The 13,141-nt window shown below is 60.9% G+C and carries 10 protein-coding genes; 4 read left to right on the top strand and 6 right to left on the bottom strand.

The window, feature by feature from the left end; translation table 11 throughout:
* Nucleotides 1-78: 78 nt before the first annotated feature.
* On the bottom strand, nt 79-918 hold the full coding sequence (gene trmB / locus AQ996_RS02315) for a tRNA (guanine(46)-N(7))-methyltransferase TrmB (protein ID WP_055250688.1): 840 nt from the start codon (nt 916-918) through the stop codon (nt 79-81).
* A gap of 119 nt (nt 919-1,037) precedes the next feature.
* Entirely contained in the window at nt 1,038-1,910 is an 873-nt protein-coding gene (locus tag AQ996_RS02310) for a class I SAM-dependent methyltransferase (protein ID WP_055250686.1), read from the bottom strand.
* Nucleotides 1,911-2,177: 267 nt separating this feature from the next.
* Between AQ996_RS02310 and AQ996_RS02305 the strand changes: the two genes are divergently transcribed.
* The 4 genes from AQ996_RS02305 to AQ996_RS02290 all read left to right on the top strand — a co-directional run bounded on the left by AQ996_RS02305 (nt 2,178) and on the right by AQ996_RS02290 (nt 6,680).
* Nucleotides 2,178-2,900, top strand: coding sequence for a helix-turn-helix domain-containing protein (locus tag AQ996_RS02305; RefSeq protein ID WP_055250684.1), 723 nt, complete (start codon nt 2,178-2,180; stop codon nt 2,898-2,900).
* Nucleotides 2,900-3,796: a DUF4097 family beta strand repeat-containing protein gene (locus tag AQ996_RS02300; protein ID WP_172674590.1), complete on the top strand. Its 897-nt coding sequence runs from the start codon at nt 2,900-2,902 to the stop codon at nt 3,794-3,796. Before AQ996_RS02305 ends, AQ996_RS02300 begins: the two co-directional genes overlap by 1 nt.
* A 97-nt stretch (nt 3,797-3,893) precedes the next feature.
* Nucleotides 3,894-5,801 (top strand): elongator complex protein 3, encoded by a 1,908-nt coding sequence (locus AQ996_RS02295; RefSeq protein WP_055250679.1) that lies wholly within the window; start codon nt 3,894-3,896, stop codon nt 5,799-5,801.
* Entirely contained in the window at nt 5,802-6,680 is an 879-nt protein-coding gene (locus AQ996_RS02290) for a spermidine synthase (RefSeq protein WP_055250677.1), read from the top strand. It abuts the gene before it with no gap.
* 26 nt (nt 6,681-6,706) lie between these two features.
* Here AQ996_RS02290 and AQ996_RS02285 read toward each other — a convergent pair whose 3' ends face one another.
* The 4 genes from AQ996_RS02285 to AQ996_RS02270 form a co-directional block, all read right to left on the bottom strand.
* Nucleotides 6,707-9,151 carry a DEAD/DEAH box helicase gene (locus AQ996_RS02285; protein ID WP_055250676.1) on the bottom strand — a complete coding sequence of 815 codons (2,445 nt, stop codon included), beginning with the start codon at nt 9,149-9,151 and terminating at the stop codon, nt 6,707-6,709.
* 116 nt (nt 9,152-9,267) lie between these two features.
* Entirely contained in the window at nt 9,268-10,572 is a 1,305-nt protein-coding gene (locus tag AQ996_RS02280; RefSeq protein ID WP_055250673.1) for an ATP-binding protein, read from the bottom strand.
* The gene (locus AQ996_RS02275) at nt 10,565-12,325 is read right to left on the bottom strand and encodes a TerB N-terminal domain-containing protein (RefSeq protein WP_253274590.1); all 1,761 of its coding nucleotides are present in this window, start codon (nt 12,323-12,325) and stop codon (nt 10,565-10,567) included. Before AQ996_RS02275 ends, AQ996_RS02280 begins: the two co-directional genes overlap by 8 nt.
* Before the next feature lie 88 nt (nt 12,326-12,413).
* On the bottom strand, nt 12,414-13,130 hold the full coding sequence (locus AQ996_RS02270; RefSeq protein ID WP_055250671.1) for a DUF554 domain-containing protein: 717 nt from the start codon (nt 13,128-13,130) through the stop codon (nt 12,414-12,416).
* Nucleotides 13,131-13,141: the final 11 nt, after the last annotated feature.

Here is a 13,141-nt window from a genome sequence, read left to right as displayed (position 1 = left end):
TTGTCCGCCAACTATTATGGCGTAGCGGCGCCGCGGGGTGCCAGCGCGCGAGAAAATGCAGGAAATGGGCGCTTGAAGTTAGTGCTCTTGCGGCAGGCGCTTCTTGCCTTTGCGGGCGCGGTTTCTAAAGTTCTCGACGGCTTCTTCCATGCCCAGAGGTACATAGGTGAGCTCATCGAGGTTATCGGGCAGGTAGCAGGCAAGGCTTTGCTCCTGCGCGCGTCCTACTGTGAGCTGTTCGTCGGTTGGCTGCGTGCCGGGTGTGGCGCAGATGCCATAGACAGCGGCGCCCATTTCGCGCGTGCGGCATTCATATTCGGTCTCGGGATGCTCGGGATGGTCGCGGCGAACGTCGTCACTTACCCAAAGCGTGTCGTAGCCGGCCGAGGCAAACTGCCCCAGGGCGTAGTCGCGCAATGGCTTGCTGTCGGTGCGCAGCGTGACGGTGGTGCCGGCTGCAAAGAGCGGGCGGTAGAGCATCAGATGGTCGACATGGACGAGTCGTTTTTTGGCGTACTTGGCCTTGGGCTGCGGCGTGGGAAAGTTGATGGTGATGGCATCGAGCTCGCCTGCGGCAAACAGCTGCGGCAGCGATGCGACGCTTCGGGGCAGGACGAGTGCGTTGGTCAGTTCCTGCTCGCAGATTTTCTGCGCGGCATAGGCGATACAGATGGGCTCCTGGTCCATACCGATAAAGAGGGTGTTTGGCTCGTGGGCCGCGCGCTCTACAAGGTACGTTCCCTTGCCACAGCCAAGATCCAGGTGAAGGTGTTCAAAGGGCTTGCTGCCAACTGGCGCACAGGCCTCGCGCCAATCTCCGGCATAGATTTCAGGGTTCGTCTCAATCGCATCGACGTAGCGCTCCAGGCGCTCCTCGAGCACAAAGTTCTTAGGCGTGCGAACGTGGACGGCTCCCATGAGGCTCCTTGGTCATAAGTATGGAACGCATAGCTGCGCGTTCCGTCAATGGGTTGAAAAAAGGGTGGGCATAGTTTGCCCGAAAGATGTGGTGCGGCCCGGCGGCGAGTCGTCGGTGCCTACAGGCGCTTGAGGATTACATAGCGGTTGAGCTCGCCGCTGCGACCATCGGCATGGAAGCGCTCAAGCTCGCGCACGGGGACCTCGCCGCTCTTGTAGAACGTACGGACGCCGCGCACCAGGTCGGTGATCTGCTGATCGTCAAAGTGATGGCAATAGCGGTAGGCGTGGCGGTCGTTTTGCCAGCCAATGAGGTGGTCGCCGGCTTCAAACTGCGCGGAATCGTAACCCTCAAACGGCGGGGTGAGCTCGGCACGGGCTTCGGCTCGAACGGCCTTGCGCGCCATGCGCTCATCGTTCATAAACTCCCAAAAGCTGATGGCGATGATGCCGCCCGGGCGCGTCTGCCGCACCAGGGCGTCGAGCACGCGTACGCGGTACTCGCACGACGGCACGTGGTGCATAAAGCCAAAGCAGACCGAGATGTCGGCGAGCGGGGCGTCGAAAAGCACGTCGGGTGTTTCGGCGGGGTTGAGCTTCATGAGGGCGTCGAGCACGTCGAGTTCCTGGAAGTGCAGGTTGGGAATGCGAAGCGCGTGGCCATGTGCATCGATGGCCAGGTCTTGGCACGAGTCGACGCCATAGAACTCAAACGGGCAGCTGGCATCTGCCGAGGGGTTTGCGCCGTCGACACCCTTGGCGGCAAGTGCGCCGCCGGCTGCAAAGTTCTCGAATCGCATATTGCCGCAGGCGAGATCGAAGACGCGGACGGGATGCTCGATCGTGGCGACGTCGAGCTGCCCGAGCGCGATGTCCATGGTGCGTACCCAGCCGGGCCACGGGGCCTGGCGCGTATCGGAGAAGGAGGCGGAGTGCTCGCGATAGAACGTGTTGTTGAGCTGGATGAGCGATGAGGCGAAATCGCGGTTCACGGCGCGGGACTCCCTCCGTTGGCGGTGCGGAATAAACAGTACGACCATACTACCGTTAACGCCGCAACGGGGACAACCAAGCTACGGGTCATTGCTTTGTTTGGACACATTTCCGCAGCTCATATGTGCCCGCAACCGCCGGTTGTCAAAAATCTCACTAGAATAGGTGGCATGCTCTTGGCGGTGGCGGATAGATTTTTAACTGTGCAAGGCGCCTTAAGAACAAAAACGGTCCGGCGGCACGGCTGGCATCACATAGGAGGAACCATGAATGTAGAAACTGCGCAGCGGCTCGCCGACCTTCGTCGCAGCAAGGGTTTTAGCCAAGAAGGGCTGGCGCGAAAGCTGGGGCTGTCGCGCCAGGCAGTCAGTAAATGGGAGCGCGCGGAGAGCTCGCCCGATACCGAGAACCTGATCTCGCTCGCCAAACTCTATGGCGTGAGCCTGGACGAGCTGCTCAATCCGAGCGACGAGATCGAGGACGATATCGAGTTTGAGAACGAGGACCGCGCCCGTCAGCGCGAGGCCGAGGCGGCAGAGCGCGCCCGCACCCATGAGGCGGCGGCACGCGCCACGGAGGCAGCTACGCAGGCAAGTGATGCCGCGGCCAAGGCGGCGCAGGCGGCAAGCTGGAGTGCGCAGGCCGCCAATGCCGCTACGGCGCAGGCGACGAGTGGCACCGCGGTTGGCTCGACTCCGGTGAAGGGCCCGTTCCAGTCGTTCCCGTATTGGGCCGTGTGCTGGCTGCTGTTCTTTTTGCTGATGTTCCTGTTTGGTGCCTGTCCCTTTGCCGCGCTGATCTTCTTTACGATTCCCATCTATCACTGGGTGGCGCGTGCGCTCGATGGCGATTGGGCGCGCGGGGATATTCAGGTTGGCCCGGCGTCGGTGGCGATCAAGGCCCAGGGGAAGGATACTTCTGCGGAACCTGATGCTGGCGTGGCTACCGCGGCCACCGCTGAGCCATGTGCCAAAGAGGGTGACGAATGATGAAGCTTTCGCATGAATCCAAGCTGCGCCTGGGCATTGGCATCGGAGCGTTTGTGCTCATCATCGGGCTTGTCTTTGGCATTTCGCGGACTTTGATTCATTTTGATGGACCGTGGGATCTCAACGATGTTGTATCCGGCTTGTCTGGTATGGACGATGCGTTTGACGAGGACGATTCCTTGAATAGCGGTAACTATTCCGCTCGGCCTCAGCAACTTTCGTGTACGACCTTTGATGCTGATGAGTTTCGCTACCTCGATTTCGATATCGATGCGGCTACGGTGGACGTCAAGGTTGTTGATGGCAACAAGGCTCGCGTTATCGAGCGGGGACGCGTTGCCAATGGTATGGATGCCTCCAAGGCCGCGACGCAGAACATCGCATCCGTCGAGGACTCGACGCTCAAGGTTTCTCAGTTTGGAAGTGATGACGGTAAGGCAATTGACCGCTCGGTTACGGTTGAGCTGCCGCGCCGTGTTGCCGCACATCTGAAGGGAGTCAACGCGCACGTGGGCTCGGGTGATCTGCAGATTGCCGGTGTCACCTGTGATGGTTTCGACCTTTTCCTGGGTGCGGGAGATGTAGAGTTTACGGGCAGCGTGACTGATGCGCTCAGCGCTGAGGTCGGTTCGGGCGATGTGACGTTCGAGCTCTACCAGGCCCCCGCGAAGTCGATGGACGTGAGTGTGGACTCGGGCGATGTGGAGATAACGGTTCCGAACTCTACGGGCTTTAAGGCGAGCCTCACCGTGGGCAGCGGCGACTTCGAGAGCGATTTCCTTCCGCTTGGCTACGATGGCGAGACCATATTGAATCTTGAATTCGACAGCGGCGATAAGTCTGCTACGTATCGTTTCGAGGTCGGTTCGGGCGACATGTCGTTTGATCCAGAGTGAGATGCGGTTTTCGGAGATCGGTACATATAGGCATGCTCTTTGATGGAGGCGCCGGAGCCGTGACGGGCTCCGGCGCCTTTGCCTTTACAATGGGGGCATGGAACAGATTATCTTGAACATACTCGAGGCCCTGCGTCGCGGCGAGACCGTAGACGACAAGGTGCTCGTCAAACTGATACATGCCGAGGCGCGCCGCGAGGGTGCCGACAAACGCGATTTGGCCAAGCGCCGTCTGCTGCCGTTCTACCAGCGGGTTAAACGTGAGGAGCCGGCTCGGTGGGCTGCGTGGAATGTCGATTCCGATCTGGAACGTCAACTGCTGCAGGTGCTGCGTATGAAGCCGCGCCGAACGGCCTCGGGCGTGGCGACCATTACCGTCATCACCAAGCCCTGGCCGTGCTCGGGCGATTGCCTGTTTTGCCCCAACGACCTGCGCATGCCTAAAAGCTATCTGCACGCCGAGCCGGCATGCGCCCGTGCGGAGCAAAACTGCTTCGACCCGTATCTGCAGGTGAGCGCTCGCCTGACCGCGCTTTCGCAGATGGGTCATGCGACCGATAAAATCGAGCTTATTGTGCTTGGCGGTACCTGGAGCGACTATCCGCAAGGGTATCAGACGTGGTTTATGTTGGAGCTCTTCCGTGCGCTCAATGATGATGCGGTGGCGGGCGTGGCGGCAAATCCCATGTTGGCGCGTCCGGGCATCAGTCGTGCCGAGGCGGGGCGCCTGCTCGACGATGCGCCCGCCGATGCCCTGCCGCCGGTGGTGGCGGGGCGTCGCGAGCGCTACCGGGCTGCCGGCATTGCGACAGACGAGGCCGAGCTCGTGAGCGGTGTTGCAGGAGAGCAGGAGCGCGTGGATGTTGCTGTGGGCGGCTACAACCGTGCGGTGCGTCGTCTGTACGGCCCTGGCACGCCGTGGGGCGAGGTTGCCGAGTGGCAGGCGGCAACGATGGAGGAACTTGAGCACCAGCAGCGCATCAACGAGACGGCGAAGCATCGCGTGGTGGGGCTCGTTATCGAGACACGCCCCGATGCCGTAACGCCGCAGGCCCTCACACTTATCCGCCGCTTGGGCTGCACCAAGATTCAGATGGGTATTCAGAGTCTTGACCAGCATCTACTCGATATCAACGAGCGCCGCATTTCGGTGGCGCAGATCGAGCGGGCGTTTTCGCTCGCGCGCCTGTTTGGCTTTAAGATCCACGCGCACTTTATGCTCAACTTGCTGGGCGCCACGCCTGATGGGGACAAGCGCGACTACGAGCGCTTTATGACCGAGGGCGCCTTTATGCCCGACGAGGTCAAGGTCTACCCGTGCGCGCTCATCGAGGGCTCGCGTCTGGTGGGCTGTTACGAGCGTGGCGAGTGGCGCCCCTATACCGAGGACGAGCTGCTCGATGTGTTGGCCGACGACATCGTGGTGACGCCGGCGTTCTGCCGCATCAGCCGCATGATCCGCGACTTTAGCTCCGATGACATCATGGTGGGCAACAAGAAACCCAACCTGCGCCAGCTCGTTGAGAACCGCCTGGCTGCTCGGGGTGACGGTGCGACGGTGCGTGAGATTCGCTATCGCGAGATCAGCACGGCGGGTGCCGACCTGGACGAGTTGACCCTTGACGAGGAAGTGGCGTACGAGACGCCGGTGACGCACGAGCGCTTTTTGCAGTGGGTGACACCGCAGGGCAAAATCGCGGGCTTTTTGCGCCTGTCGCTGCCCGACCGCGCGTTTGTTGCCGCGCATGCGGACGAGTTGCCGACGGTGTCGGACGAGGCGATGATTCGCGAGGTTCACGTGTATGGCATGGCGGCGCGCGTGGGCGATCAAGGCCAGGCGGCGCAGCATCACGGGTTGGGGCGTTTGCTCGTAGAGCGTGCGTGCGAGATTGCCCGGGATGCGGGTTATGCGCGTATCAACGTGATTAGCGCGATTGGCACACGTGAGTACTATCGTCATCTTGGATTTTATGACCATGGCCTTTATCTGCAAAAGGAGCTCTAGATGAACAAGCCGAGTGTTTCTGCCGGCGTCGTTGCCGGCGTTGCTCTGGGGGCCGCGGCGCTTGGCGCGGCCGCTGTCGCTGTCCGTGCTGCCTGTCTGCAGGTTGCGCGAACCCGCAATGGGTTGGCGCGTGTGAAACGCGTGCACGATGAGGGCGGCGACGAAGTCCGTGTATTGGTGCAAGGCGGCGTTTACCAAAGCGCAAGCTACGTTGGCGAGCGTTGGGCGGAGCCCGTCTTTGCGTACTATCGCGCGTTTGACGACGTGTTTGAGGCTGAGGACGCAATGCGTGATGCTTACGGGCATGGTATCGACCGTATGCTCATGCTGGGCGGCGGCGGGTTTGCCTATCCCAAGTTTGCACTGATGTCGCACGAGAGCTTGCGCATGGACGTCGTTGAGTACGATGCCGAGATTACGCGCCTGGCGCGCCGTTGGTTCTACCTGGACGAGCTGGAGCGCACGGTGGGCGATCGCCTGCGAGTGATTACCGCTGAGGCTCGCTCGTATCTGGGCGTGACGAGCGTGGGTCATCGTCGCTACGACGTGGTCGTGAGCGATTGCTTTGGCGGTGCCGAGCCCGTACGCGAGCTGGCGACGGTTGAGGCATTGCGTTTGGTGCGAGGCAGCCTGAACCCCGGGGGCATCTATGTTGCCAATATCGTGAGTGCGAACAGGGGGAGCGACGTGACGTTCCTGCGCGATTGCGTTGCCGCGGCACTCGAGGTATTCGCCCACGCCTGGGTGGTCCCATGCGGCGATGCGGAGTTCGGCGGCGAGGAGAACTACCTGCTCATCGCCAGCGACGGCGACTATGTCTTTGCCGAAGCTGTACCCTTCGACACCGACTTCCTCGGCACCGTCCTTCACGACAAGTAAGTCTCTCCGTCCCAAAAAGACGGGTCTTAGGCGTGGTCGCTCCAGCTGCGGACACGCTGCTTCATGCCCTCTATGTCGAGCACGCCTTCGGCAAAGCCCTTGCGCACGAGCTCTTCGGGAACAAACTCGTCGTAGCGGTCAAAATAAGGCACCTCGCCGGGATAGACGAGCTCGATGGGATCGAAGTCCTTCTCGGCCTCGGCGGCGAGCACCTCAAAGAACGTCTCCTCGTCGGCCTTCATCTTAAACTGCATAAAGTACGGGCGTGATGGGTCGAGTCCGCGAAGGCCCAACTCCGCGGCACATTTAATCTTGAGCATGCGCTCGAGGGCCAAAAAGGCGTAGCTGCCCAGCCAGGGGAAGAGCACCCAGGTATCGCCGCCCAGGTTAATGAGCGGTTTAGTTCCCGCGCCCGAAATCTCGGCCGTATGACGAGCCTGCGCAAGGCGGGCCCGTGCGTTACCCATAAGGTACGGATACGCGGCGTGTTCGTTGAGCGCCTTGCGCATGCGCTCGAGTACGTGTGTATTGATGTCACCGGGACAGTCGCCAAAGTAGGCCGGCACCCGGCCCTTGACCTGCGTGGCAAAGACGGTATGACGCTTCCAGTCCACTTCCTCGACAATCCAGCAGTGTCCGGCGATGGCGATGCGCTCACCGGGCGGTGGCGGATTGACGATCGTGCCCAACTCGGCCGACTCGCTGCGAACGGTGAACTCCTCGTTTTCCTGGAACACGGCGTAAAACTTAAAGTTGTTAATGATGCGCTCGCCCGCGAGGCCCACAATGAGCCCACCGCCCTCGGTGACCTGGATGTGGTCGATCTTGATGAGGTGGCGCAGCAGTACGCGATAGTCATCGGCCGAGACGCGGTGGAAATAGCTGAGCGTGAGCACGCGCTGGGCAAGCTCTGCCGGCGTGAGTTCGCCGGTGCTGGCGAGGGTCGACATGGTCTGGTGATAGAGCAGGCTGTAGGGGAGTCGATCGAGCTCGGGCGGCTCGACCCACTTTTCCTCGCGATAGAGTTGTACGAGCGCGATGCCCTGGAGGAGCTTCCAAGGTATCGTTTCAGGCATCATCGTGCGCGGCTCGGGCTCTTCCTCGCGCATGACGAACCACATCTCGGGTGGAAGATCGCGGCGTCCCGTGCGGCCCATACGCTGCAAAAAGGAGCTGACGGTAAACGGCGCATCGATCTGAAACGCACGTTCCAGACGGCCGATATCGATGCCGAGCTCCAGCGTGGAGGTGGTGACGGTTGTCTGTGCCTGTTCCTCGTCGCGCATGAGCTCTTCTGCCGTCTCGCGTAGCGATGCCGAGAGGTTGCCGTGATGGATAAGGAAGCGGTCGGGCTCGTGCCGGCTCTCGCAGTAGCTACGCAGCATGGAGCATACGGCCTCTGCCTCCTCGCGCGAGTTGGCAAAGACCAAGCACTTTCGGCCGCGCGTGTGCTCAAAGATATATCCCATACCGGGGTCGGCGTTGTCTGGTGCTGTATCGGTGGGGTTGAGTAATGCCTGTTCGGGTGCTTGGGGGATGTCGACTTCGCCCTCGGGGGCCGAGGAAGCTTGGCGGTCCTTGGGAGCGGCCTTGCCCTGTGCCCGCTCACGACGTTGACGGCGCTCCTCTTGTGTGAGCTGTCCGCTGTGACGCATGTCTTGGGCGCCGGCGGGCAGTGCCGCGGATGCCGCCGCATCGATGCGCTCGCACGCAAGCACTTCGGCCTCTTGAGGACCTGTACCCATGAATCCCCGCTGCTGCGCCTGGGGGCCCGAGTTGTAGAAGTGCTCCATGGAGATGCGCCACACGCGACGCGGTTCCTCAAAACGGGGGATAATGCAGTCGCGCCCCGTTCCCTGTGAGAGAAAAGCGCCCGTGCGCTCGGGGTCGCCGATGGTAGCCGAAAGGCCAATGCGGCGAGGCTGCACGCCGGCCATGCGCGAGAGTCGCTCGATAAGGCAGAGCGTTTGCCCGCCACGGTCGCCGCGCATGAGCGAGTGGACCTCATCGATGACCACGTAGCGCAGGTCGCAAAACATGCGCGGGATCGCCATGTGCTTATGGATTAAAAGCGCTTCGAGTGACTCGGGTGTAATCTGCAGGATACCGCTCGGTTTTTTAATGAGCTTAGCCTTGTGCGACTGCGAGACATCGCCATGCCAGTGCCAGACAGGGATATCGGCCTCTTCGCAGAGGTCGTTGAGGCGGACGAACTGATCATTGATGAGCGCTTTGAGGGGGCCGATGTAGAGGGCGCCCACGCTCGCGGGCGGGTTCTCCCAAAACTCGGTCAGGATGGGAAAGAAGGCTGCCTCGGTTTTGCCGGAAGCTGTGGATGCCGTTAGGAGCACATTGTCTTGTGTGTTAAAGATGGCATCTGCCGCCGCAACCTGGATAGAGCGCAGACTCTCCCAATCGTGGGAGTAGATGAAGTCTTGGATAAACGGAGCATATCGGTCAAAGGCGTTCACGGGGCCTCCCCTCAAATACGAACCTCTCAATGCGGTTGGCAATGGTTTGCTGCATTGCTGTCTCAACGTTTGTGCAGATAAAAGCTGCCAAAATAGACCTGTCCCTTTTTGGCAGGTTAGATGGTGAATTCGGCGAAGTTGCGGTTGCCGTCTGCGGTGCCGGTGTCGCCTGTTGCGGCTGCCGGTGCCAGCGCGTCGCCGCCGACGCTTTGCAGCAACTCAGCCACGTTTGCATCGGGGTTCTGGCACAGGATATCGAGCAGCTCGATAAAGTCACGGATGACCTCACGCGGCGTCAGGTGCGTATCGGCTCCCACGCGGCCAAACTCAATCTTGAGAAAGTCTACCAAGTCGTTCTCGGTAAGCGTGGGCGTCCAGCCAAAGTATCCGGCATGGATCTGCATGAGTTTTTCGATCAGCACCAGCAACTCCTCGTAGGTGAGTGGCTGCAGGCGGATGATGGGCGCGAGCATGTCCTTAAGGTCCTCGCGTGCAAAGCGGCCCTGAGCGAGTCGACTTCGCAGGGCCTCGTAGGAGAACACGCCACGGCGGCGGTCTTCGATGGAGGTTGGCGTGCCGCCCATGATCATGCCCAGGTACTGCGCCTTGCCCTGGAGCGTGTCGTTGTACATGGTCAGGATCTTCTCGTAGTTGTATTGGCGTGTGATGGCGTTGGGAATCTTATACAGATTCACGAGCTCATCGATGAGCACCAGCATGCCCTTGTAGCCGCTGCAGACCAAAAAGCGCGCAATGAGCTTAACGTAGTCGTACCAGTCGTCATCGCTGATGATGGTTGAGGAGCCCAGCTCGGCGCGTGCCTCACTCTTGGTGCGGTACTCGCCGCGAATCCATTTGGTCACGCGGCTCATAGCTTCTTCGTCGCCCTCGGATACGGCCGCGCGGTAGCGGCGGAGCATGCGGGCGAAGTCGAAGCCGTGGACCATTTCCTCGAGTGGGGCCAGTTGGGCATTGACGGCAGACTCGTCGGCATCGGCACACGAGGCGACCCAGCGATCCAGGATAAGGTTGAGCGCACCGCCCTCGGGGCGCGTCTTGGTCGATATGTTGCGGATGAGCTCACGGTAGGTGGCAAGGCCCTGTCCCTGGCCGCCCTGCAGGCGGCGCTCAGGGGATAGGTCGGCATCGGCCACGACGAATCCCTCGCCCATGGCGTGCGTGCGGATGGTCTGGAGCAAAAAGCTCTTGCCGGCGCCGTAGCGACCGACTAGGAAACGGAAGCTTGCGCCGCCATCGGCGATGAGGCTCAGGTCGGTGAGCAGAGCACGGATCTCGACCTCGCGCCCCACGGTGATATAGGGAAGGCCGATGCGCGGGACCACGCCGCCCTTGAGCGAGTTGAGAATGACGGCGGCGACGCGCTTGGGCACGTGGGGTGCTGCGGATGCGGTATCACTCATGGTCTAGGTATCCTCTCACGTCTGCTTCGTAGTCCTCGATAATCTGCGGTCCTGCCGCTCCAAACTCGATAACGGTGTCACCCACCAGGTCAAAGAGCGCCTCGTTGATGCTGTCGACGAGCATATCCTCGCTCTGGCCCGAGCGCGCCACTGCCGATGTCGCTTGCACTGCGTTTTGCTCGAGGAGCGCGCGAAGGAAGGCATCTGCGGCGGGCGCGAGTTCGGTCGCGGCGTCAGTGGACGCAGCCGCTGCGGGCGGGGGCGTCGGCGCAAGAAGCGGCGCCACGACACCAAACTGTTCGATGGAAATGGTTGGCTCGTCGGCCTCGTCCTGCCCTGCGGCCGTCGTGGCCGGTTCGACAAACGCGTCTGCTGCGGGCTCGGTTTTCGGCTGCTCGGAGCCCGCCGTATCGACCTCTGCGAGCACATCGTCCTCGCGCTCCTCATCAATCAAAAGCGCTTCACGCGTTTGCGCTGCGACGCTCCGAATGTGCCCCAGCTGACTCAAATCGATATCGATCTTGACGGGCTGGTGCGCGGCGTCCCACGAAAGCCATGTCACGATCTCGTCATCGATGATCTTGGCCAGATATTTGGGGACCTTCTCCTCCTTTAGGGGGTGGGTGGGGTCTAGGGCCAGGCGCAGCCGTTGGTCGCAGGCGCGCATCATCTCACCAAGCTTGCTGCTTTTTTGCCTGCTGCCGTGAATTCGCATGCATTCCCAAAAGCCGTTTTGACAACGGTAAATATGGATGGGGTCCAGACGGTATTCGCAATCCTCGTGGCGATTAGGCGCAAAGAACACAGCCGAGGCAAACATGGTATAGGGCATGGCCGTCTCCTCCCCAAACAAGCTCGCCACGATACCGCTCTTTCGGTGCGTGTCATAGTAGCGCGCCATACGGACATACACGGCGCATGCCACGTGGCGTAGGTCGCGATGGTGACTGCGATCGAGCCGTGAGTTATTGAGGTTATACGTGGAGAGGGCGTTGATGGCGGCCATGAGTCGCTCCTCGCGCGCCTCGTCGGGCGGAAGGGGGAGCGTAGGCTCGGAGGTCTTGCGACGCGCAGGCGCCAGGTCTGACGGCGTTGGCGCGGGCGCAAGGTCTCGCGCCGCACGCCGCAGCTCGATAAGGGCGTTATCGAACATGACGGTTTTAGAGTCGCGAAGCAGCTTGGGGTCGAGTCCGTGGAACACGGCGTAGTCCTGCAGCCACACGCGTGCGAACCGGTCGATGCCGGGTTCAAAGGCGCGATAGGCATCCCAAAAGGCCTTGATTTTGTTAAAACCATCGAGTGGGTCATCTACGCCAATGCCGCAGATCAGCTCATAGAGATACAGAAAGGCAAAGGACGTAGACGTTTCCTCGACGGTTCCGCGGCGCACTTGGGTGCGCCAGGTAAAATAGCCGCGCAGCTGCCGATCGCTCATGGCGTTATAGGTGGGAAAGTACGACTTGAATGTGCCGTTGTAGGGACAGTCGTCCTCAAAGTCGGCCATCAGCAGGCCTTGGCGGTAGAAAAGCTCGGCTTCCGAAAGCCAACGTCCCGCGCCACCCTTGGGGTCTTCTTGCCAACGCGATATCTCACGCATTTTGCGGTACTGGTCGGGAAGGAAGTTCTGCATCTGACGACCGGTTTTGAGAATCGGCTCGTCAGCATAGACTTCGTTTGAGAAGCGAGCAGACTGATGGGTCCGGGCCTCGGCCATAATGCGCTCGATGAGCATCTTGATGTCCTGGTCGGCCACCGTTTCTCCTCTCCTAACGCAGCTTCGGTGACCTCATATCATAGCACAGCATCAAACAGGTGTTCGAGATACCGCTACGTAGATGGATTTAGAACAGGAGGGCGTAGATGACGGCTATGACAACGGAGGGGAGCATATTGGCCGTGCGGAAGGTCTGAGGGCGGATGAGATTTACGCCGACGCAGAAGATGAGCATAGAGCCCACGAGCGATAGGCTGTCGAGGGCGGCGGCGGTCATAATGGGGGAGAGCGCGCCTGCAAACAGCGTAATCGTTCCCTGGAATACGGCAACGGGCAGGGCGGAGAAGATGCAGCCGCGGCCGAGCGAAGCCGTCATGGTGCAGACGATGATGCAGTCCAACGCGCCCTTGAGGGCAAGCGTGGACCAGTCGCCGAGCAAGCCGTCTTGGATTGATCCCACGATAGCCATGGCACCGATGCAGACGGTCAGCGATGTCGAGACAAAGGCATTGGTGAACTCGTTGTCTCCCTCGCTGCCGGTTTTGCGCTTGAGCCATTCGCCCAGGTTTTCGATGCCGGCTTCCAGGTTAACGGCCTCGCCGATGAGCGAGCCGAGGGCAAACGAGACGATGAGCATGGCGGTGCCGGTGGTCTCCAGCGCTTTCCCGTCAATGACGAGCATCTTTTGCATGGTGCCGCCCAGTCCGATAAACAAAACGCACAGCCCCGACGCCTTCATGAGCGTGTCTTGGATGCGGGGCGTGATAAAGCGTCCGCCTATAAGGCCCAGCAGCCCGCCCGCAATCAAAAGTGCGACGTTGATGACCGTTCCCAAACCCGGCATGAACCCTCCCA

The organism is Collinsella aerofaciens (assembly GCF_001404695.1).
GTDB classification, from domain to species: Bacteria; Actinomycetota; Coriobacteriia; order Coriobacteriales; family Coriobacteriaceae; genus Collinsella; species Collinsella aerofaciens_E.
Note: the sequence above shows the minus strand (reverse complement) of the source record. Positions and strands in the feature narration are given on the sequence as shown.

Coding starts and splice junctions, on each gene's coding strand:
- trmB (WP_055250688.1), bottom strand. CDS start 918: ATGGGAGCCGTCCACGTTCGCACGCCTAAGAACTTTGTGCTCGAGGAG.
- AQ996_RS02305 (WP_055250684.1), top strand. CDS start 2,178: ATGAATGTAGAAACTGCGCAGCGGCTCGCCGACCTTCGTCGCAGCAAG.
- AQ996_RS02300 (WP_172674590.1), top strand. CDS start 2,900: ATGAAGCTTTCGCATGAATCCAAGCTGCGCCTGGGCATTGGCATCGGA.
- AQ996_RS02295 (WP_055250679.1), top strand. CDS start 3,894: ATGGAACAGATTATCTTGAACATACTCGAGGCCCTGCGTCGCGGCGAG.
- AQ996_RS02290 (WP_055250677.1), top strand. CDS start 5,802: ATGAACAAGCCGAGTGTTTCTGCCGGCGTCGTTGCCGGCGTTGCTCTG.
- AQ996_RS02280 (WP_055250673.1), bottom strand. CDS start 10,572: ATGAGTGATACCGCATCCGCAGCACCCCACGTGCCCAAGCGCGTCGCC.
- AQ996_RS02270 (WP_055250671.1), bottom strand. CDS start 13,130: ATGCCGGGTTTGGGAACGGTCATCAACGTCGCACTTTTGATTGCGGGC.